Raw genomic sequence first — 19,904 nt, 5'->3', positions numbered from 1 at the left:
AAGCATTTATTCATCTGTAACGTTTTCGTCCCCTTCTGCATCTATAGTCTGAATGCTCTGTACTGACAAAGGGGTGAGTATGGTCACATGCTGAAAAGAAGTGTTTTTTTGTCTTTGTCATTGCTGGTGCTGATCGGCGGGTGTTCGCAGCAGGCTGCGGTCCTGCCACAGCCTGGAGGCGGCCAGACATTTCAACCCGCTTCGCTGCTGCTCGTTGACGATAGCGGAGAACAGCTTCAGGCTAGTCCGATCGACCCGGTTACCTTGCAGAATCTTCCGGGGGATACCGCACTTCGTTTGGGCCATCATTACAATTACGCGGCAAGTCGGGACGGCAAACAGCTGGCTTTCGCCGTTTGGCCGACCGGAGAGGCAGAGGAAGACGGGGAGCTTCATCTAATAAACACGACCACGTGGCAGGAGACAAAAGCGGACGGAATTTCCCTGAAGGAAGCAAACCAGTTGTGCTTTAGCGAAGACGGCAGCCAGCTGTACTGGCTTGATCCTGTCAGCCGAAGCTACCCGCCGGTATTTCAGCTCTTCCGCTATGACCTCGCAACAAAGCAGGCGTCTGCGATCGTCGACTTTCCGGAGTCGTTTATCCCGACCCAGATACGCTTGATGCCCGGCGGGAGGGAAATGACTGTATACGGCGAGTGGGACAACCGCCAAGTGCAGCCGTTTAAAGCTCCGGATCTCTTCTCTGTCGATCTGAAAACAAACCGGGTAAGGGCCCAGCTTACATTGGACGGAATTCAAGCCGGTAACATCCAGGAGGGGAGCGATTCGATCTTCCATTCTCTGAGTCCGGGCTTGGCCTGGGATCTGCAAAGGAAGAAGCTGTACATCGCACACGCCGGAGAAGAGAAGTTGACCGTCGTCAATTTGGATACGTTTGGTATTGAAAAACAGGCAGAGATTCGACCGGCACGTTCTGTTTTCGGCAAGCTGTTTGGCTGGTTGATCCCTGCCGCACAGGCAAAGCTGGTCGAAGGAACGGACATGAGGGCGGCACTTAGTGCCGATGGCGGCTTCCTCTATGTAACCGGGGTGCGAAGGGAGCTTCACAATCAGGAGAACGGTGTGGTCCAAATGAGCGAGACGCCGCTAGGTCTTAGGGTAATCGCAACGTCTGATGCAACCGAGGTACAGCGTCTGGCGGTTCCGGCTGACGACGTCCATTTGACGCCGGATGGAAAATATCTGCTGCTCACCGGAGCGACTCGCCAGCAGGAGCTCGGCCGTCCGTACCAAGAGCCCAGCGGATCCGGGTTATATGTGTACGACGCAGAACGGGTTAAGCAGCTCGCCCTGTTGGAGCCAGACAGCGTCGTGTATGTGGCAGGTTTTTCCCCGGACAGCAGGCATGTCTACACTACGCAGCGGACAGAGGCAGACAAAGAGCAGTGGAACGTGGTTGATCTGAAAGCCGCACAGGTCGTCGCCCGTCGGGAGTCAAGTCGCTGGTTTATGGATGTCGTACCGCTGGTTCGATGAAAGACAGCCGCCCCCTTCAGTGAGCGGGGCGGCATATGGGCTTGTGTCCCTAGACAGGCTTACGGGCGATGATCGTGCTGGCAGCGTGTCTATGGGGGATATTGCTGGAGTTGCAATCAAAGACGACTTCCTCTTGTTCGATGATGTCCCAGTCAGCGTAATAGCCCTGCAATTCTGTTCTCTTGTACAGATACTCGTTCTTTCCCCAATCCGGGGGAAGGTCGACGTCAGGATGATCGACAAATGCGAACAGTACGTGCAGTCCCCCGGGCAGCGTCCTCTCCTTAAAGCGGGAAAATTGGCGGCTTCGATTTTGCGGCTCGATGTACTGGAGGGCACCGATCGAATAGACGAGGTCAACAGGCTCCTTCCATGCGAAATCGTTGATATCCGCTTCGACTGTCTTGATCCCCGTATTTTGTTTGGCTGCCAATCTCTCTGCTTTGGCCAATCCCGCCGGTGCGATATCAACGGCAATCAGTTCGAACCCGGCCCGGGCAAGAAATACGCTGTCACGCCCTTCGCCAGCACCCAGGTCGACGATTTTCATGTTTTTCCGACGGTCTTCGGGTATGGTATCCAAGATTTTTTCCGCCAGACGGCTGGGTTCCACTCCCCAGTAGTACTCCTCCTGCAGGTAAAGCTTTTGCAGCTGCGCTTTGTCCATTGAAGATTCCTCCCATGTGCGTTGGATGATATAACAGCTGTATCGTAAGGTGGTACGCTGCGGCAAGGTCAAGCGGTTTTTCTATGTTTTTCGAATCGGCACCGCAAGGACGATGTGAAGCAAGTCGTTGAGCTGCCTTTGTTTTGTAATGTATCCGTGCGCTTCAAACCAAGAGAGCAGCCGAGAGCGGTCAGAGTAATACTTGTCCTCGATCTGACGGATTTCCGCCGCTTTATTTTCGGCTGCCAGCTTTCGCAAATAATCGGCTCGTTTGTGTCTGTCAGTAAACATCAAATCGGTGATACAGATGCGCCCGTGGGGTTTTAGCACCCGGCGCATCTCTTCCAGAGCAAGCAGTTTTTCTTCGTCTGTAAGATGATGGAAGGCATAACTGGTGACGATAAAATCAAACGTTCCGTCCATATAGGGAAGGGCGAGGAAGTTTCCGAATTTTGGTCGGAATCTCGGGATACTTGCGCTGACATTGTTTTAACATTTCCTTTGACTGGTCGAGGCCGGCCATTTTGATTCCGCGTTCCTGGAATTTTCCGGCGAGATTGCCTGTGCCAATTCCGATGTCCAGACCTTGTTCCCCTGCTTCCGGCGTGATCCACGCTACCGTCAAATCGAGTGCCTGGTCGTAATCTTCTTTCACCAAATCGTTAAACATGCTCGCCTGACAGTCAAAATTCCATCGATCGTACCAATTTTTGCGAAGTTCACGCAGTCTTTTCGACCCTTCGGCCAGCCGGAAAACGTCATCCAATACGAGCGATTGGCTTTGGTCTAACAGCTCGATCATGCGGTCAGTCGTTTCGATGATTTGTTTTAATTCAAGCCATTGGGAAAAGACGGCGGCCCGCTGCAGCTCGAGATAGTGACGAAGTTCGTTATTGTCCCCTTCGTCAATCTGCTGCAGTGCGCTGCGAATTTCCTTGATACCCATGCCGACTTCGCGAAGGGAAATGATCGTCTGCAGGCGCCAGATGTCATTTTCCGTGTAGACGCGGTAGTTGTTCTCCTGTTTAACTGGTACGATCAGCCCATTTTCCTCGTAAAAACGAATGGCACGTGGGGATATTCCTAATCTATCTGAGACTTCCTTGATTTTCATGAATTTTCATCTGAGACATCCCTCCTTTTGTAGTGTAAACCTTTCCCCTGCGTTAAGGTAAAGGATGGGATTCTTTTTCCTGTTTTTTTCTCCAAATTTCCTATTGACTCTGATGTGACAACGGTGTATACTTCATTACTGTCACAGTGCTGAGACAAACAAGCATGGGCCTATAGCTCAGCGGATAGAGCACTGGCCTCCGGAGCCAGGTGCCCAGGTTCGAGTCCTGGTAGGCTCGCCATTTTTTCCCCGAAGTATAGACCGGAAGCATTTCGGGGTTTCATACGCGGTCGTGGTGGAATTGGCAGACACACCATCTTGAGGGGGTGGCGGGGCGACCCGTGCGAGTTCGAGTCTCGCCGACCGCACCATAGTGCTAATGGCATGAATAAATAGTCTGATTGACAATGGCGCGGCAATCGTTGTACGATGCAAGTGCCTACTAGAATGAAAGTGCGGGTGTAGTTCAATGGTAGAACTTCGGCTTCCCAAGCCGACAGCGTGGGTTCGATTCCCATCACCCGCTCCAATCAGCATGGAGCAGCCTTTCTTAAAAGAAGGCTTTTTTTTGTCCCTTATGTGCCGTATAGAACCATCAGAACGTGGGAAAGGTGATAGGGACAAGAAAAAAAGAAAACAGGCATGCTTTTGCGAGAAACTCATATCCTATAGGAGAAAACTGCAAAAAAAGATAGTTTTTGCCACTTTAGTACGATTGCAAAAGAAAGGGGTACGGTAGTACACTCGCACTTAAGAGCCTGTGTAGCAGAGAGAGAGAAAAAAATAAAAAACCATTAACCTATCCCAGGTAGATATCGGGTAGGTCGAGGAGAAGAAACGATGAGTGCATGGAAGGAATCAATTGAGGGGTTATTCATCGGATTTACTTCGGCAGTAGGGGTGATCAGCACCTATCAGACACTAGTCTCCTGTGGTGGTTTGTTCAGAAAAAAAGAGGCTGTTACGCACAAACCACAAAAAACCTTCGCCGTGCTGATTGCCGCACACAACGAAAGTGCAGTCATTGCGCCATTGATCGAGAATCTGAAAAAACTTGATTATCCGCGTGACATGTACGACATCTTTGTGATTTGCGACAACTGCACCGACAATACGGCGGAGTTGGCCAGGGAACACGGGGCGATTGCCTGCGAGCGCTTTGACAGTTCTAAGCGCGGCAAGGGTTTTGGTATTGAATGGATGTTGGAAAACCTCTGGGCGATGCCAAAGCAATACGATGCAGTCGTCATGTTTGATGCTGACAACCTGGTTGAGAAAAACTTTTTGATGGTAATGAATGATCGACTTTGCAAAGGAGCGCGGGTCGTCCAGGCCTACCTGGATTCAAAAAATCCGTTCGACTCCTGGATTACGCTTTCTTATGCTGTTACATACTGGTTTACCAACAGAATGTGGCAGCTGGCCCGACACAATCTCGGTCTGCCCAATACGCTTGGCGGCACGGGGTTGTGCATTGAGAGCAATTTGCTGAAGGAGATGGGGTGGGGCGCAACCAGTCTGACCGAGGACCTGGAGTTTGCCACCCGCTGCATCGAAAGGGGGATTTACCCCACTTGGGCCCACGATACGAAGGTGTATGACGAAAAGCCGATCGACCTGCGTTCATCCATGCGCCAACGGCTGCGCTGGATGCAGGGTCATTACGACGTGGCGGGCCGTTACATCGGCTCGATGCTGAAGAACGCCATCAAGGCGGGACGGCTCGGCATGCTGGATGCAGCCTTCTACCTGTTCCAGCCGATGTACGTCTTGATCATGACGATGATGTCTGTCCTGTTTTTAGCCCGTTTTTTCGATACTGGGGCAACAATGTTCAGTTACACCCACCTGTTGCCGTCATGGCTGCTTTACGGCACGACAGCGCTCATATACCTGCTGCCGTTCGTGGCGCTGTACCTGGATAAGGTACCGCTGAAGGGTTATCTGGGCCTGCTGCTGCTGCCGTTCTTTTTCCTGACATGGCTGCCGATCTTCTTTTACGCTTTCTTTACAAAGAAGAACCAGGTGTGGAGCCATACCAGTCATACACGGGCGATACGTATCGAAGAAATGCAGTGAAGAGACTCCATATATTTCGCCGGGACCACGGATTGACCGTGGTCCCTTTTCTTGGGGATTTCTGATCTGTTATAGTAAAGGGATCGGCATCGTATGTTAGGAAGGGGGAAACAATGATGCATCAAGCAGCCGAGCATGCCGGACAGATGAACAGCGCGCCCCGCTTGTGGGGGGATAAGCGATATCATACATGGAATTACCACCTGCGCCAGCTTTTTGGCGAGAAAGTCTTCAAAGTCTCGCTTGACGGCGGCTTTACCTGCCCCAACCGCGATGGAAAGGCGGCGGTCGGCGGCTGCACCTTTTGCAGTGCTCGCGGTTCGGGTGATTTTGCCGGAGAGCGGCGGATGACCCTGGAGAAGCAGTTTGCAGAGGTGAAGGACCGGATGCATGAAAAGTGGCCATCGGCTAAATACATCGGCTACTTTCAGGCCTTTAGCAACACCTACGGGCCTGTCGGGGAACTGCGTGACATGTTCGAGTTGATCCTGCAGCAGGACGGCGTGGTCGGACTGTCGATCGCGACCCGTCCCGATTGCCTGCCTGACGACGTGGTCGAGTACCTCGCGGAGTTGAATGAGCGCACCTATCTGTGGGTTGAGTTGGGCTTGCAGACCATCCACGAGCATACCCAGCAGCTGATCAACAGGGGGCATGATTACCAGTGCTACCTCGATGGGGTGGAGAAGCTGCGGAAGCACAACATCCGGGTCTGCTCCCATATCATATATGGTCTGCCCGGCGAAACGCACGAAGAGATGATGGAGACGGCGCAGGCTGTCGCCCGCCTGGATGTACAGGGAATCAAAATTCACCTGCTCCACTTGCTGCGCAACACGCCGATGGTCAAGCAGTATGAACAAGGCTTGCTGCAATTTCTGTCTCGGGAGGAGTACACGAAGCTGGTCGTCGACACCCTGGAAATCCTGCCGCCCGAGATGATCGTTCACCGCATCACAGGGGACGGTCCGGCAGATTTGTTGATCGGACCGATGTGGAGCCGGAAAAAGTGGGAGGTCCTGAACGGCATCCATGCAGAGATGGCAAGGCGGAATACCTGGCAAGGGAAAATTTATAAATATTAGGGATAAATTCCAATATACGCAACAAAATGAGAACCCGCCTGCCTAGGGTTCTTTTTTTGCGTCGATCAGTTTTCGTGCCCTACGGGGGTAGTTGGTGATAAGACCGTCTATATTCCAGGAGGCAAGACGCTTGATTGCCGAAGGATCGTTAACGGTCCAGGCAATGACAGACAGTTTGCGCCGATGGGCCTGATCCAAAAAAGCCGGGTCGATCCCTTCGGCGGGTGCATGAAGCTGCTCGGTTTGGTATTGTTCGGCTACTTCCCAGGGGTCTTTCAGCTTCCCGATGTAGAGCAGTGCCGTTTGGATCTTCCGGTTCTTCCGCTTGATCTCGCCAAGGCTGTTGTAATTAAAGGAAGAGATCGTCACGCGTTTCTCCAGCTTGTACAGGTCGATCAGCTCCAGTACTTTGTCCTCCAAGCCGGGTTGGGGTACGAGCAAGTTTTTCATCTCCAGAATCAAGCGAAGGCTAGTCGGCTTGGCAAAGGCAAACACTTCATGCAGGCTGGGAATGCGGGCGCCCTGAAAGCGTGGATGAAACCACCCGCCGGCGCTTAGCTGCCGCAGTTCCTTCCAGGTATGATTTTGAACCAGTCCCGTGCCGTTGGTGGTCCTGTTAACTTTTACATCGTGGATGACGACGACCTCGTGATCGGAGCTGAGCTGTACGTCCAGCTCGATGCCGTCTGCCCCGTGCCGCAGAGCGGCGTGAAAGGCGTCAAATGTATTTTCTGGATAGCGTCCGGAGGCACCCCGGTGGGCGTAGATAAGAGGCTTCACGTGAGCTTCCTCCTTTTTTCCCGTTATTTCCATAGATATGCGCCCGGCATCCCCAACTGAACAGCTTGGTAGGAGGGATGAGCGGCTGCTGTTATTTTTGCAGTTTCAGTACGATGACCAGCAGCACAAACAGGACAAGTACGGTGAGAAAATGGTCGCCTGAACAACCCTGCTCCATGTCCCGTCAACCTCCTTTGGGCGTTTGTTTATTTGTATGCAGCGGGGCAAAAAAAGGCGAATGCCTATCAGGAGGGTTTTGTACACTGTGGAGAATGACGTGCCGGAAAAAAGCGCTACAATGGGAGTAGAACCATACCCGCAAAGAGGGGGAAGAGGCATGCCGGATCAACATCACCTGATCGTCGACAAGCAGAACAAACGGGTCAAATTGCTGCGCTATCGGCCAGAAGGCCTGGACGCGCTTCACGCCGAGATGGAGCGGATTGCTCTGGCCGAACGCTTGACCAAATGCATCGTCTACGCCGCCAAGGCAGATGTGGAGAAGCTGCAGTCGCTCGGATACACGTTGGAAGGGAGGATCGACGGATTCGATTTGGGCAGAAACGCGTACATGATGGCGCGCTTTCTCAGCGAGGAGCGAGCGGTCTCGGCTGCCGCCGATTTGGCCGAGGAGGTGCTGCAGGCAAGCCTGGCCAAGGCAAAGGCCGGCGCTGCTGCAGCGAGCGGACTGCCAGATGGTTACCGTCAGCGGGAAGCTGTGGAGGCGGACGCGGAAGAACTGGCCCGGCTGTACGGGATTGTGTTTGCCACTTACCCGACGCCGATGGACGATCCCGCCTATGTCCGCAAGACGATGCAAGAGAATACGCACTACACAGTCGTCGAATGCGGCGGAAAGATCGTCTGCGCCGCCTCAGCCGAGGTGAGTCCGGAATACGGATCCGTCGAATTCACGGATTGCGCTACCCATCCGGATCACCTGGGACGCGGTCTGCTGCAGCCGCTGTTTTACACACTGGAAGCGAAAATGGAGCAGATAGGGATTTACTACCTCTATACCTTGACCCGGGCCCAGTCGCACGGCATGAACATCACGGCAGCCAAACACGGATTTGCCTACCGCGGAAGGCTGATCAACAATTGTACGATCTACTCCGGGTTCGAGGATATGAATATATGGGTAAAACCGCTGAGGCCTTCGCATGACTAGCTTTTGAACAGGATGACCTGCAGGCGGTACGCCATCAATGCCAGCTGCAGCTGCCAGCGCTGGGCGGCATTCGCCAGCGATTTGCCGGTTTTCGCTTCAATCTGCTGCAGCCGGTACTTTAAGGTGTGGCGGTGAATGTAGAGGGTTTGCGCTGCCTGCAGCCCGTTCAGGTTGGCCTCCAGATACACCTGCAGGGTATCCAGCAGGCGGTGCCCGTACTGTTTGTCGTATGCCAGCAGCTCATCCAGCAGCGGACTCCACAGCTTGCGCAGCGCCTCCTGTTGCTGATGAAACGGAAATAAAAATTGATACCCCTCCATGTCTGCATAGCGGAGCACCGGAGCCTGGGGCTTGATGAGCGGGTACACCTGCAGGGCGTAGACAGCCTCCTGTGCGGCTTCTGCCAGTTCGGCCAGCTCGCTGCGCGGGCTGCTAACGGCTGCGGCCAAAGGGGAATCGGGGGCTGACTTTGCCCATTGGGCCGGCAGTTGGGCAAGCAGACGGTCGCTTGCTTTGCCGCTGGGCAGAATCATCAGCAGATGGGCGCTGCGCTCCCGCAGCAGGCAGGGGACGCCGTGATTCTCGGCGAGCCGCTTGACGAACCGAATCAGTTTGTGGTGCTGCTCTGCCGCTTCGGCAAGCTGATCCGCAGCGCCGACCTGCAGCGCTGCGACCTGATGGCAGCCGGCCAGCGGGTACCCCAGCATCCGGCTGCGCGTCTCAGTGTCGCGGCTCCGGGAAAAGCGGCCGTTGATTATCTCTTCGGCAAAATCTCCCTGCATCCGCCACTCGGCCTCGATGACAGCACGCTCTTTGACGAATTCCAGAGCGCACAGTGTACTGGCGTGCTGCAGCGCGATCTGGTCCAGTTCCTGCCACTCGCGGCAGGGCTTGGACAGCGTGACGGTACCGTACGTCTCCCGCGCCGTCTGGATCGGCAGCGAGACCTCCTCAGCAGGCTCAACGCTTTCCGATTTGGATGGCGTGGCGGCGAACTGATGGCCGAAGGCGTCGCGGATGGTGACGTTCCCTTTTGTCAGTCGGGCCAACTCGCCGGCGATCGCCGCCAATCCTCCGCCTGAAAGCGAGATGCGAATCATCTGTTCGTGAATCGCCTGTGAATAGGCGAGCGTCTCGAATTGTCGATTGACGATCGGCTGCAGGATCGCCTTGGTCACATGGGAAAAATTTAACTCTACGGGAATTTCGATCAGCGGCAGGCCGTGCCGGTTGGCCGTCTCGATCAGCGCCTGGGGAATCTCCCGCAGGTAGAAACCGGTATGGATCGCCACACCGCTCAGACCGCGCCTGGCCAGCCGGGGAATGAACTGCTCCAGTTTCTCTCGGTCCTCCTCCAGGCCAAAACCTGTCGTAATCAAAAACTCTCCCGCTTGCAGGCGGGTCGTATCATCCAGGATTTCGACGATCGTCACCCAGCGAATCTGATTGTCCAGCCCCGATTCTCCGGCTACGAGCCGCGTCTGCACCATGTCCGGCAGCTGCAGCGCTTCACGAATGGTAATACTCATCGGCACCCGCCTCCTTCCTAGATTCATTATACAAAATGTATAAAAGATTTTGTCTGTTGAGACGCTTTTTTTTCCACCCGGTCGAATGGCAATCTCCTTGCATTGAGCTACCATGTGAGTAAACGAATTCACGATCGAGGTGATGGTTATGGGAGAGAGAAGAAGCTATGTGATCAAGCCGGATTTGGGCAAGGTGTACCCGACCGTCTCGCACGGTGAGGGGATCTATTTATACGATGCCGCAGGAAAGCGCTATCTGGACGGTTGCTCCGGGGCGGTGACGGCAAGCATCGGCCATGCCGTACCGGAGGTGGCAGAGGCGATGAAGCGGCAGGCCGGACTGGTTTCCTTTGCCTATCGCTCGCATTTCAGCAGTGAACCGGTAGAAGCGCTGGCGGCAAAATTGGCGGCCTGGGCACCCGGAAGTCTCAATTGGAGCTTTTTCGTCAGCAGCGGTTCGGAGGCGACAGAGACCGCCCAAAAAATCGCGATTCAATACTGGCAGGAAAAGGGGCTTGAGCGGAAGAATCGGATTATATCCCGCTTCATGAGCTACCACGGCATTACCATGGGGGCGCTTTCGATGTCCGGCCACGTGCTGCGCCGCAAGCGGTTTGTCCCGCTGCTGCAGGACTATCCCAGCGTGCCGACACCTTACGTCTACCGCTATGGGGGCGATCTGACGCCCGAGGAGTACGGGCTGCGCTGCGCCGATGAGCTGGAGCAGGCGATTCTGCGGGTCGGCCCGGAGCATGTCGCCGCCTTTATCGCAGAGCCGGTGATTGGCGCGGCAGGCGGAGCGATCGTTCCTCCGGCGGGGTACTTCCAGCGCATCCGGGAGATCTGCGACAGGTACCAGGTGCTCTTCATCGCCGATGAGGTGATGACGGGCATGGGCCGGACGGGCAAAAACTTCGGCATCGACCACTGGGGAGTCGTGCCCGATCTGATGGCGCTCGGCAAAGGCATGAGCGCAGGCTATACGCCGATGGCGGCGGCGATGGTCTCAGATGAAATCATCGAGACGATTCAGCGCGGCTCCGCCTCGATCATGGCCGGCCATACCTACAGTGCCAATCCTCAATCGGCCGCTGTTTCACTTGCTGTCGTCAGCTACCTGGAACAGCACAACCTGGTCGGGAACGCGGCGGCACAAGGAGCTTTTCTCTTGTCCGAGCTGCAGAAGCTGGCAGAGGAGTACCCGTTAGTCGGCGACGCTCGCGGTCTCGGACTTCTGTGCGGCCTGGAGTTCGTTCGGGACAAGCGGACGAAGGAGATGTTCACCCCTTCGCTCGGCATTGCGGGACGCGTCATCGGACGGGCATTTGAGCGCGGTCTGATGATCTATCCGGCATCCGGCGCGGTCGAAGGCGGTGTCGGAGACGCGGTGATCATCTCCCCGCCGCTGACGATCAACCGGGAACAGATTGACGAGTTGTTGGCTGTATTGCGAATGGCAATCGAGGATGTCCAGACGGAATTGAAACAGGAAGGGCTGTTATCGCTGTAACAGGAGGGCACAAGCATGCGTAACGAGAATCCATTCGACAAGGTGGTACCGATCGAAGAGGCGCTGCGCCATTTTCACGATGGAATGGTGCTGATGGCGGGCGGTTTTGGCGGCGTGGGCAATCCCCCGTCGCTGATCCAGGGGATCTTGGACAAAAACGTGAAGGACATCACCCTGATCAGCAATGATACGGCATTTCCGCAGATCGGGGTGGGCAAATTGGTGACGGAACGCAGGGTAAAGCGGGTCATTGCTTCCCATATCGGCTCCAATCCCAATGCCGGGGCGCAGATGACCGCGGGGGAACTGGATGTGGAATTTTGTCCGCAGGGGATCCTGGCAGAGCGCATCAGGGCAGGCGGTGTGGGTCTGGGCGGCATCCTCTCCGACATCGGCATCGGCACGATCGCTGAAGAGGGTAAGCAAAAGGTGACGGTAGGCGGCAAAACCTATCTGCTGGAGACGCCGCTCACAGCCGAGGTGGCGATTGTCCACGCGAAGCGTGCAGACAGGCTGGGCAATCTCGTCTACGATACGAGCGCCCGCAACTTTAATCCACTGGTGGCGATGGCCGGGGATTTGACCATTGTGGAAGCAGACGAGATCGTCGAGACAGGCGAGCTTGATCCGGAGGAGATCGTGACGCCGGGTGTATTCGTCGATATGATCGTGCAAAGCGAAGGGGTGAACTGGCGATGGGCATGGGAGAAGTAAAACAGGCGGAGAGCTACCGCGAACGCATTGCCAGGCGGGCTGCGCGGGAAGTTGCCGACGGGATGATCATCAACCTGGGGATCGGCATTCCCACCTTGGTCGCGGACTATATACCGAAAGAAAAGCATGTCTTGTTCCACGCGGAAAACGGCATTCTTGGCACAGGACCAAGTCCCGCCCCCGGCGAAGAGAATCCCAATCTGTGCAATGCGGGCGGATTCCCCGTGACGCTCGTCCGCGGCGCTTCGTTTTTTGACAGCACCACCGCCTTTGGGATCATCCGCCGCGGCAAGCTGGATATGACCATCCTGGGCGCACTGGAGGTCAGCGAGCGGGGGGACATCGCCAACTGGATCGTCCCCGGCAAGCGGGTGCCGGGCATGGGCGGAGCGATGGAACTGGCCCAGAAGGCAAAGAAGGTGATGGTGTTGACCACGCATCTCGACAAGAGCGGCCGGTCCAAGATCGTCCGCGAATGCAGCCTCCCGCTGACCGCGAAAACCAGCGCAAACCTGATCATCACCGATATGGCGGTCATGCAGGTGCGTTCTGACGGCCTCTACCTGCTGGAAGTGATGCACCCCTACACGGTCGGAGACGTGATCGGGGCTACAGAAGCGGAACTAAAGCTTGACGGTGAAGTTGGCGTATACCGGTAATGAGAGCTTCTATCGAAGTCCTTTCGGTGAAGCTGGTACTTTCCTATGTAGAATGGAGGGGTAGCGATGAACTGGCAAGAGAAGATCAAGGAAAGAATCAAAAAGGAGCAGTCAGAGGCGACCGCCCTGCTGCAGGAATGGGTCAGGGAGGCGAGTGTTCAAGGAGCCGAAAAATCTATTCAGGAAAAAATTTCCTCCTATCTAGCGGACATGGGGCTGCAGGTTGACCTTTGGATCATGGAAGGAGAAGAACTGACCCGCCATCCGTATTTTGTCTCGCCGCGCAGCACGTTTGAAGAGAGTCCCAATGTAGTAGGGGTCTGGAAGGGGAGCGGCGGCGGCCGTTCCATGATCCTCAACGGGCACGTCGATGTAGTGCCCGCCGGCGACAGGACGCAGTGGGATCACGATCCGTTCAGCGGGGAAATCATTGACGGCAAACTGTACGGCCGCGGTGCGACGGACATGAAAGGCGGAAACCTCGCTGCCCTGCTGGCGATCAAGGTCTTGCAGGGGCTGGGCGTCCGGCTTAAGGGAGATGTTATCTACCAGAGCGTGGTAGAAGAAGAGAGCGGCGGGGCCGGAACGCTGGCGGCCATCCTGCGCGGTTACAAGGCAGACGCCGCGATCGTTCCCGAGCCAAGCAACATGAAAATATTCCCCAAACAGCAAGGCTCGATGTGGTTTCGCTTGACGGTAAAGGGGCGGGCGGCTCACGGGGGCACCCGCTACGAAGGGGTCAGCGCCATTGAAAAAAGTCTGCAGGTCGTGCAGGCGGTCGGCCGCCTGGAGAAGGAGCGCAACGATCGCATCACCGATCCGCTCTACGAGAAATTGCCGATCCCCGTCCCGATCAATATCGGCGTCATCGAAGGCGGAAAGTGGCCTTCGATGGTGGCCGACCTGGTAAAGCTGGAGGGCAGGATGGGCGTTGCTCCCGGAGAAGATATGGAGCAGGCAAAACGAGAGATGGAGCAGGCGTTGAAGCAGCTGGCAGAGGAAGATCCGTGGTTTGCCGAAAATCCTGTCGAGTTGGAATGGTTTGGCGCCCGCTGGGTCCCGGGAGCGGTGGAGGAGGACCATCCCTTGATGGCCTTGCTGAAGCAAACCTATGCCGCCGTCATGGGCGAATCGCCGGTCATCGAAGCTTCGCCGTGGGGGACGGACGGCGGCCTGTTGACCAAACTGGCTGACACACCGGCGATTGTCATCGGGCCGGGCGTGACCAAGGTTGCTCACTATCCCAATGAGTACATTCCGCTCGAAAACGTCTTTCAGTGTGCCGAAATCTTCGCACTGACACTGCTGGAGTGGTGCGGGATCGACGAGGAAGCTGCCGCGCGGTAAGCAACAGTGCATTCTCCTGACGGATATTTCGGAATATTCCGGGAGGAAGGTTCGCTTTAGTGGAGAATGTTATACGTAGAACCCCTTTCAGATGGAGGAGAATGTGAATGAGAAAAGCGTTTTACATCGGCGGCCAGTGGGTCGAAGGCAGCGAGTACAGTCCGCTGTACGCTCCGCACAGCGGAGAACAGCTGGCGGAAATCCCGGTTGCTGATCAGTCTATAGTCGAACAAGCAATCCGGGCGGCAGAGCAGGCAAATCCGGTGATGCGGAAGATGCCGGCCCACCAGCGGGCAAGCATGCTGGACAAAATCGCCGACCTGTTCGCCGAACGAAGCGAAGAAGCGGCACGGATCGTCGCCGAGGAGGCAGGCAAACCGCTGAAGACGGCTCGGGGCGAAATCGCCCGGACGATCCAAACCTACAGGTTTGCCGCCGAAGAGGCGAAGCGGATTCACGGCGAAACCCTGCCGATCGATGCCGCGCCGGGCGGAGAAGGGCGCATTGCCTATACGGTCCGGGAGCCGCTGGGAACCATCGGGGCGATCACCCCGTTCAACTTTCCGATGAACCTCGTCGCCCACAAAGTAGGACCTGCGCTGGCGGCAGGAAATACCGTCGTGCTCAAGCCGGCATCGCAAACGCCTTTGTCATCCTTGTTTCTGGCCCAGCTTGCCGAGGAGGCAGGACTTCCGGCCGGGGCGCTGAACGTCATTACGGGAAGCGGCGGACTGGTGGGCGACATCCTGGTTACCGATCCGCGGATCAAGGCGATTACCTTTAATGGCAGCCCGCAAGTCGGGATCGGCATCCGCAACCGCGCCGGCTTAAAGCGGGTCACCTTGGAATTGGGGTCAAACTCCGCCGTCGTCGTCGATCGGGACGTCAATCTGGCCGAAGTCGTGCCTCGCTGTGTCTTCGGCGCCTTCAGTTTTTCCGGTCAGGTTTGCATCTCCGTCCAGCGGATTTACGTTGTGGATCAAATCTACGAAGCGTTCGTGGAAGCGTTTCTGGCGGAGACGCGCAAACTGCGCGGAGGTGATCCGCTGCTGGAAGACACCGACTTCTCGGCGATGATACACCCCAAAGAGACGGAGCGGGCGCTCTCCTGGATTCGCGAGGCCCAGCAGCAAGGGGCTCACGTACTGACAGGCGGAGAGGTGGAAGGCCGCGTTCTTCTGCCGACGGTGCTCACAGGCGTACCCGTGGACGCCAAAGTCTCCTGCCAGGAGGTCTTCGGCCCTGTGGTCCTCATCAACCGTGTCGAGTCTGTACAAGAAGCGATCGGCTACGTCAACGACTCCCGGTACGGTTTGCAGGCAGGTGTCTACACCAACGATCTGCACACGGCGCTCGATGCTGCCGATCGGCTGCACGTGGGGGGAGTCATCATCAATGACATCCCGACCTTCCGCGTTGACCACATGCCGTACGGCGGAGTGAAGGAGAGCGGTATGGGACGCGAAGGACTTAAGTACGCGATCGAAGAGATGACCGAAATGAAGCTGGTCATGTTCAAACGATAACATGTTTGCGCGGAGTGCAGCAGGGGAGAAATCCTTTCGCTGCACTCGCTTTGTGCTGAAGCGGATCGGTACATCCGCATTTTTTTCATTGCTGTTGAAGAAATATTTGCCCGGTTCCCCCCACATGAAAATCCGATGTGGTATAATGCATCTTCGGGGGTGTCAAGGTTGGAATCTTGGAAGCGAAATTTAGTTGTATTGTGGCTGGGCGTATTCTTGTCAAATGCCAGCTATACGATGGTTGTCCCCTTTCTTTCCTTATATCTCTTTGAATTAGGAGTCAATAAACAGACAGTGAATTTGTGGTCGGGCATTATTTTTTCGGCCGCTTTTTTCGTTGGTGCGATAATGGCTCCCTACTGGGGAGCGCGAGCGGATCAGACAGGCAAACGCAGAATGGCGATCCGCGCCGGGATCAGCTTGACGGTCGTATATTTATTGGCTGCATTTGTAAGGAATCCTTGGGAATTATTAGCAGTTCGTATGCTGCAGGGTTTTGTCAGCGGGTTTGTTCCCGCCTCGATGGCGATCGTGGCCTCGTCCGTACCGCAGAACAAAATGGGCTGGAGCCTGGGGATCATGCAAACGGCAGGGGCAACCGGGGGAATATTGGGGCCGCTGTTCGGGGGGCTTCTCTCTGAGTTCTTCGGGATGCGGCTTGCCTTCGTCGTTTCTTCTGTCACGATTTTGCTGGCGACGGCGGCGGTCTGGCTGTTTGTCAAGGAAGAAAAGATCGTCCAAAGCCAGGTCAAGCACCGGGTGATCGAGGATATTAAGGCTGCTTGGCACAATCGGATTCTGATGAAAATGCTGGCGCTGCTGTTCATCGTCCAACTGGTCTACATGGTGCTGCAGCCGCTGCTGACGCTGTACGTCACCCAGCTTCAGGGACAGGTGGAAGGGGCCGTCCTCTCCTCGGGCATCATCTTTTCGCTCAGCGGGATCGCAGGCATCATTGCGGCCCCCTACTGGGGCAAGATCGGCCAGCAAAAGGGCTTCTTCAACATTCTCTACATCGCCCTGATCGGTGCCGGAATCGTGAATGCGGCACAATTCCTGTCAGGTGACCTCTGGACATTTGGCACAGTCCAGTTCGTCTTCGGTCTGTTTATCTCCGGTGTCCTGCCGGCGGTAAATACGATTGTCGTAGAACACACAGATGCCGATTTCCGCGGCCGGGCGTTTGGGCTGACGACGAGCGCCAACCAGTTGGGCTCCATGGTTGGGCCGATCCTCGGCGGCCTGCTCGGTTCTCTCGCCGGAATCCGCTTCGTCTTTGTCTGTACCGGGACCATGCTGGTGATCGTAGGATTGGTTGTGTGGAAGTATCTGGCGAAGAGGAAGGTATCTGTGCCGTACCAGGATTCGTTTCACTGAGGCGGGCCTGGATGCCGCTCCACTTCTGCGGGAAACGGTATGTACCCGTTTTGTGCAGAAGTGGATGCTGCTTCCCGATCAAGGGGCGCAGATAAAATAATGAAATTTTGGCTGGAAAAATGTCTTGCATTCATTAGACGAATTATGCTATAGTAATAATTGTCCTTCAGATGGAAGGCGCACGGAGGGATACCGAAGTGGTCATAACGGGGCGGTCTTGAAAACCGTTAGGCGGCAACGTCACGGGGGTTCGAATCCCTCTCCCTCCGCCATATTACTGAATAAGAGTAAAACGAAGCAGATGATAATTTTCATCTGTTTTTTTGTTTTTCTCTTTTGTCTGAGGAACGAAGAAGCTGTGGAGTTAAAAGAGGATTTTCCGGGAAGCTGGAAATTTTAATCTGTTTGTGGCACGTTAAAGGAGTGAGTTAGTAACGGCAGGAGGGAATGTCATGCTGGAGAAAATGCTTCCGCGCAAGCTGATCGCAGCTTCATTTACGACCTCCGTTTATACCATTCTCCTGGCTCTCATGCTGCCAAACCCATTGGGCAAACCAATTCAAACGAATGACGACTACCTTTCAAACTTTTTCCTCTCTATATGCGTGTATTTCTTTTACGTTTTTATATCTGTCTTTCTTTACGGGGTTATCGCTTCACTTGTCACCGAATACATCGTGGAGAAGGGCAAGCTTCGTCCGCCGCTGTTGTTTTTAACGCTGGGCCATCTCGCTTTTGGTCTCCCTTTGTGGATCGTTTCCTTGATCCCGGGTCTGCTGTTCCTAATATTCGATCAATCGGTGAAAAGACGAAACCATCGACATGACTCCAAGCTTATTACAATCAGTTTCATTCTGCCGACCTGTGTTTTCCTGTTTGGTTTTTTCATGTTCCGATACGCCTTCACAGCATCATGACCGCAAAAACAGCCCCCACAGAATGGTGCACAAAATGTCGGGTAGATCCCTGCTGCTTTTGCTATCCTACTGTTGACAAGGAGGGACCATGCAATGGATTCGCTTGAAAAGATGAACGGCGCACTGCAGTACATTGAAGACAATCTTGCTGATGAGATTGATTGGAGCGTAGTCGCCAGACTGGCTTGCTGCTCCGAATACCATTTCAAAAGGATGTTTTCGTTCCTGGCAGGGGTGACGCTTTCGGAGTATGTCCGCCGCAGACGGCTCACTTTGGCGGCATTTGAACTAAGAGACAGCGATGTGAAGGTGATTGACCTTGCCGTGAAATACGGATACAGTTCGCCAGACTCGTTTGCCCGGGCGTTTCAAAGCTTGCACGGGGTGACGCCGTCGGAAGCGAGAAGCAATGGCCATTCTTTAAAAGCCTATCCGCGCATGACCTTTCAGTTAACAGTCAAAGGAGGCAGTGAAATGAACTACCGGATTGAAGAAAAGCAGGCATTTCGTATCGTGGGTATCATGAAAAGGGTCCCGATCGTTTTCCATGGAGTGAACCCCGAAATAGCTTCCATGTGGAAAATGTTGGATGGCGAGACCATCGACCAGCTGAAAAAGCTATCCGATGTGGAACCGATTGGACTTCTGCAAGCATCCGCGAACTTTTCCGAAGGCAGGATGGAGGAAAAAGGGGAACTCGATCACTATATCGGTGTGGCAACAACCAGGGAGTGTCCGGAAAACCTGACGCAGCTTGAGGTTCCCGCCTCAACCTGGGCCGTTTTCACATCGGTGGGACCCTTTCCGGAGACGCTGCAGAATACGTGGGGACGGATTTATGCAGAATGGTTCCCATCGTCGGGGTATGAGGCAGCAGAAGGGCCGGAGATATTGTGGAATGCGGACAAGGATGTGTCTTCTCCTACTTTTAAAAGTGAAATATGGATTCCCGTTGCCAAAAAGAAAGCATGAAAGATGCATCCGCGAAAAAGCGAGATGCATCAATGACAAGAGCGATGGCTCTGTCGGCAGGCAAAGGCACAATCGCGAAGCTGTATTCGACGGCAGACCGTCTCCTATCTCTCCTACTCAACGAAAGGGTTGTAATAGTAAAGTCCGTGATAGTAGCGTTTTTCCGCCTTTTCCAGGGCTGTTGCCTTTTCGTTTTCCAGGAGGCTTTTCATTTGTTTCCAGTAGTCATCGGTAGCGTCCATTAAATCGACATCCATTTGATCTCCGATGAGGTTGCGGATGAGCTGCCAGTCATCAGGATGCTCGTACTGCTTCATACCGCCGCCGATCAGCCTGATATCGTGCAAAAGTTGTTTGACATCTTCAGGTATCATGGCTTTCCTCCCTGTAGTTTTTAAGATACAGTTAGGTTGGCCGAAAGCGTGTCTCCATATCCTGAACAGGGGTGATGCAATTTGCTCGTGTTCGAATAGCAAGAACAAACGAAAGCCTGGCTGTCGCCGTGTTTGCGAAGCCAGGCTAATTTAGCGGGAACGGAGAGAATCTCCCTTCCAGCAAGGATTCGATGCACTCATGCACATCCATTGAGATAGATATGTGTACCTCCGGGATTTGGGCGACGAACCTCCCTCTTTCCACGTGATAGGTCAATTGTCCGGTCGGGTGGATATCGTACAGGGTTACGTCCTGCTCCGACTCGATGGCCAATTGGCTGACTTCGCGAAGGGCGACAAACAGCTCCCCCCAGATGGGCAGGTACGGTTTTTGCCGGTATTGCCATAAAAGCTGGTGCAGCCGGCTTGTAAGCTGTTCCAATATCAATTTGTTTCTCTCTGTCATCATCATCACCATTGGAGTATTACCCTGTTCATGTGCAGGCAAAACAATATGATAACGGCTAACCCTTATCCAACAAAAGCCGCCCGAAGATATCAATGCCGTCACGGTTGCCTTTAGAAT

General features: G+C 54.8%; 17 protein-coding genes, 4 tRNA genes and 1 pseudogene. 16 read left to right on the top strand and 6 right to left on the bottom strand.

From position 1 onward, the window contains the following. Nucleotides 1-108: 108 nt before the first annotated feature. Nucleotides 109-1,497, top strand: coding sequence for a YncE family protein (locus tag ACI7RC_RS05180; RefSeq protein ID WP_408107169.1), 1,389 nt, complete (start codon nt 109-111; stop codon nt 1,495-1,497). Nucleotides 1,498-1,546: 49 nt separating this feature from the next. Here the strand turns inward: ACI7RC_RS05180 and ACI7RC_RS05175 are convergent, their stop codons facing one another. Further along, nucleotides 1,547-2,164, bottom strand: coding sequence for a methyltransferase domain-containing protein (locus ACI7RC_RS05175; RefSeq protein WP_408107168.1), 618 nt, complete (start codon nt 2,162-2,164; stop codon nt 1,547-1,549). Between the two features lie 81 nt (nt 2,165-2,245). After that, nucleotides 2,246-3,278, bottom strand: a pseudogene (locus ACI7RC_RS05170) (MerR family transcriptional regulator). 166 nt (nt 3,279-3,444) lie between these two features. On the opposite strand from ACI7RC_RS05170, the gene ACI7RC_RS05165 reads away from it, so the two are divergent. The 5 genes from ACI7RC_RS05165 to mnmL all read left to right on the top strand — a co-directional run bounded on the left by ACI7RC_RS05165 (nt 3,445) and on the right by mnmL (nt 6,442). Next, nucleotides 3,445-3,519 (top strand) — tRNA-Arg (locus ACI7RC_RS05165). Between the two features lie 45 nt (nt 3,520-3,564). Further along, nucleotides 3,565-3,649, top strand: a tRNA-Leu gene (locus ACI7RC_RS05160). A gap of 84 nt (nt 3,650-3,733) precedes the next feature. Further along, nucleotides 3,734-3,807, top strand: a tRNA-Gly gene (locus ACI7RC_RS05155). Nucleotides 3,808-4,118: 311 nt separating this feature from the next. Further along, the gene (locus tag ACI7RC_RS05150; protein WP_408107167.1) at nt 4,119-5,357 is read left to right on the top strand and encodes a glycosyltransferase family 2 protein; all 1,239 of its coding nucleotides are present in this window, start codon (nt 4,119-4,121) and stop codon (nt 5,355-5,357) included. Nucleotides 5,358-5,473: 116 nt separating this feature from the next. After that, on the top strand, nt 5,474-6,442 hold the full coding sequence (gene mnmL, locus ACI7RC_RS05145) for a tRNA modification radical SAM protein MnmL/YtqA (protein ID WP_408107253.1): 969 nt from the start codon (nt 5,474-5,476) through the stop codon (nt 6,440-6,442). A 42-nt stretch (nt 6,443-6,484) separates the two neighbouring features. Here mnmL and ACI7RC_RS05140 read toward each other — a convergent pair whose 3' ends face one another. Further along, nucleotides 6,485-7,222, bottom strand: a complete 738-nt coding sequence (locus tag ACI7RC_RS05140; protein ID WP_408107166.1) for a glycerophosphodiester phosphodiesterase — start codon at nt 7,220-7,222, stop codon at nt 6,485-6,487. A 337-nt stretch (nt 7,223-7,559) separates the two neighbouring features. Between ACI7RC_RS05140 and ablB the strand changes: the two genes are divergently transcribed. Beyond that, nucleotides 7,560-8,393: a putative beta-lysine N-acetyltransferase gene (gene ablB, locus ACI7RC_RS05135; protein WP_408107165.1), complete on the top strand. Its 834-nt coding sequence runs from the start codon at nt 7,560-7,562 to the stop codon at nt 8,391-8,393. Here the strand turns inward: ablB and ACI7RC_RS05130 are convergent. Beyond that, nucleotides 8,390-9,922 carry a PucR family transcriptional regulator gene (locus ACI7RC_RS05130; RefSeq protein WP_408107164.1) on the bottom strand — a complete coding sequence of 511 codons (1,533 nt, stop codon included), beginning with the start codon at nt 9,920-9,922 and terminating at the stop codon, nt 8,390-8,392. The genes ablB and ACI7RC_RS05130 overlap by 4 nt on opposite strands. A gap of 148 nt (nt 9,923-10,070) precedes the next feature. Between ACI7RC_RS05130 and ACI7RC_RS05125 the strand changes: the two genes are divergently transcribed. The 9 genes from ACI7RC_RS05125 (at nt 10,071) to ACI7RC_RS05085 (ending at nt 18,944) form a co-directional block, all read left to right on the top strand. Beyond that, complete coding sequence (locus ACI7RC_RS05125) at nt 10,071-11,432, top strand: aspartate aminotransferase family protein (RefSeq protein WP_408107163.1); 1,362 nt, start codon at nt 10,071-10,073, stop codon at nt 11,430-11,432. A 15-nt stretch (nt 11,433-11,447) separates the two neighbouring features. Next, on the top strand, nt 11,448-12,146 hold the full coding sequence (locus ACI7RC_RS05120) for a 3-oxoacid CoA-transferase subunit A (RefSeq protein ID WP_408107162.1): 699 nt from the start codon (nt 11,448-11,450) through the stop codon (nt 12,144-12,146). Beyond that, nucleotides 12,128-12,805: a 3-oxoacid CoA-transferase subunit B gene (locus tag ACI7RC_RS05115; RefSeq protein ID WP_408107161.1), complete on the top strand. Its 678-nt coding sequence runs from the start codon at nt 12,128-12,130 to the stop codon at nt 12,803-12,805. Before ACI7RC_RS05120 ends, ACI7RC_RS05115 begins: the two co-directional genes overlap by 19 nt. 66 nt (nt 12,806-12,871) lie before the next feature. Then, the gene (locus ACI7RC_RS05110; protein ID WP_408107160.1) at nt 12,872-14,152 is read left to right on the top strand and encodes a peptidase; all 1,281 of its coding nucleotides are present in this window, start codon (nt 12,872-12,874) and stop codon (nt 14,150-14,152) included. A gap of 107 nt (nt 14,153-14,259) precedes the next feature. Then, entirely contained in the window at nt 14,260-15,678 is a 1,419-nt protein-coding gene (locus ACI7RC_RS05105; protein WP_408107159.1) for an aldehyde dehydrogenase family protein, read from the top strand. Nucleotides 15,679-15,813: 135 nt separating this feature from the next. Continuing rightward, a complete protein-coding gene (locus ACI7RC_RS05100; RefSeq protein ID WP_408107158.1) occupies nt 15,814-17,055 on the top strand; it encodes an MFS transporter in 1,242 nt (413 codons plus the stop codon). Between the two features lie 183 nt (nt 17,056-17,238). Then, nucleotides 17,239-17,327 (top strand) — tRNA-Ser (locus ACI7RC_RS05095). A 180-nt stretch (nt 17,328-17,507) separates the two neighbouring features. Beyond that, the gene (locus ACI7RC_RS05090) at nt 17,508-17,972 is read left to right on the top strand and encodes a hypothetical protein (protein WP_408107157.1); all 465 of its coding nucleotides are present in this window, start codon (nt 17,508-17,510) and stop codon (nt 17,970-17,972) included. 93 nt (nt 17,973-18,065) lie between these two features. Then, nucleotides 18,066-18,944, top strand: coding sequence for an AraC family transcriptional regulator (locus ACI7RC_RS05085; RefSeq protein ID WP_408107156.1), 879 nt, complete (start codon nt 18,066-18,068; stop codon nt 18,942-18,944). A 113-nt stretch (nt 18,945-19,057) separates the two neighbouring features. On the opposite strand, the gene ACI7RC_RS05080 is transcribed toward ACI7RC_RS05085, so the two are convergent. Further along, nucleotides 19,058-19,318: a hypothetical protein gene (locus ACI7RC_RS05080; RefSeq protein ID WP_408107155.1), complete on the bottom strand. Its 261-nt coding sequence runs from the start codon at nt 19,316-19,318 to the stop codon at nt 19,058-19,060. Nucleotides 19,319-19,463: 145 nt separating this feature from the next. Beyond that, nucleotides 19,464-19,796: a hypothetical protein gene (locus tag ACI7RC_RS05075; protein WP_408107154.1), complete on the bottom strand. Its 333-nt coding sequence runs from the start codon at nt 19,794-19,796 to the stop codon at nt 19,464-19,466. Between the last annotated feature and the right edge of the window lie 108 nt (nt 19,797-19,904).

The sequence above is a fragment of the Brevibacillus sp. B_LB10_24 genome (genome assembly GCF_046036945.1).
In the GTDB taxonomy this organism is placed as follows: domain Bacteria; phylum Bacillota; class Bacilli; order Brevibacillales; family Brevibacillaceae; genus Brevibacillus_C.
The sequence above is the reverse complement of the archived record's forward strand: the minus strand, read 5'-3'. Positions and strand labels throughout refer to the sequence as shown.

What these genes read in the sequence shown, in the direction of transcription:
- ACI7RC_RS05080 (WP_408107155.1), bottom strand. Translation starts at nt 19,318, where the DNA reads ATGATACCTGAAGATGTCAAACAACTTTTGCACGATATCAGGCTGATC.
- ACI7RC_RS05175 (WP_408107168.1), bottom strand. Translation starts at nt 2,164, where the DNA reads ATGGACAAAGCGCAGCTGCAAAAGCTTTACCTGCAGGAGGAGTACTAC.
- mnmL (WP_408107253.1), top strand. Translation starts at nt 5,474, where the DNA reads ATGCATCAAGCAGCCGAGCATGCCGGACAGATGAACAGCGCGCCCCGC.
- ACI7RC_RS05090 (WP_408107157.1), top strand. Translation starts at nt 17,508, where the DNA reads ATGCTGGAGAAAATGCTTCCGCGCAAGCTGATCGCAGCTTCATTTACG.
- ACI7RC_RS05110 (WP_408107160.1), top strand. Translation starts at nt 12,872, where the DNA reads ATGAACTGGCAAGAGAAGATCAAGGAAAGAATCAAAAAGGAGCAGTCA.
- ACI7RC_RS05075 (WP_408107154.1), bottom strand. Translation starts at nt 19,796, where the DNA reads ATGGTGATGATGATGACAGAGAGAAACAAATTGATATTGGAACAGCTT.
- ACI7RC_RS05115 (WP_408107161.1), top strand. Translation starts at nt 12,128, where the DNA reads ATGGGCATGGGAGAAGTAAAACAGGCGGAGAGCTACCGCGAACGCATT.
- ACI7RC_RS05105 (WP_408107159.1), top strand. Translation starts at nt 14,260, where the DNA reads ATGAGAAAAGCGTTTTACATCGGCGGCCAGTGGGTCGAAGGCAGCGAG.
- ACI7RC_RS05085 (WP_408107156.1), top strand. Translation starts at nt 18,066, where the DNA reads ATGGATTCGCTTGAAAAGATGAACGGCGCACTGCAGTACATTGAAGAC.
- ACI7RC_RS05100 (WP_408107158.1), top strand. Translation starts at nt 15,814, where the DNA reads ATGTGGTATAATGCATCTTCGGGGGTGTCAAGGTTGGAATCTTGGAAG.
- ACI7RC_RS05125 (WP_408107163.1), top strand. Translation starts at nt 10,071, where the DNA reads ATGGGAGAGAGAAGAAGCTATGTGATCAAGCCGGATTTGGGCAAGGTG.
- ablB (WP_408107165.1), top strand. Translation starts at nt 7,560, where the DNA reads ATGCCGGATCAACATCACCTGATCGTCGACAAGCAGAACAAACGGGTC.
- ACI7RC_RS05130 (WP_408107164.1), bottom strand. Translation starts at nt 9,922, where the DNA reads ATGAGTATTACCATTCGTGAAGCGCTGCAGCTGCCGGACATGGTGCAG.
- ACI7RC_RS05120 (WP_408107162.1), top strand. Translation starts at nt 11,448, where the DNA reads ATGCGTAACGAGAATCCATTCGACAAGGTGGTACCGATCGAAGAGGCG.
- ACI7RC_RS05150 (WP_408107167.1), top strand. Translation starts at nt 4,119, where the DNA reads ATGAGTGCATGGAAGGAATCAATTGAGGGGTTATTCATCGGATTTACT.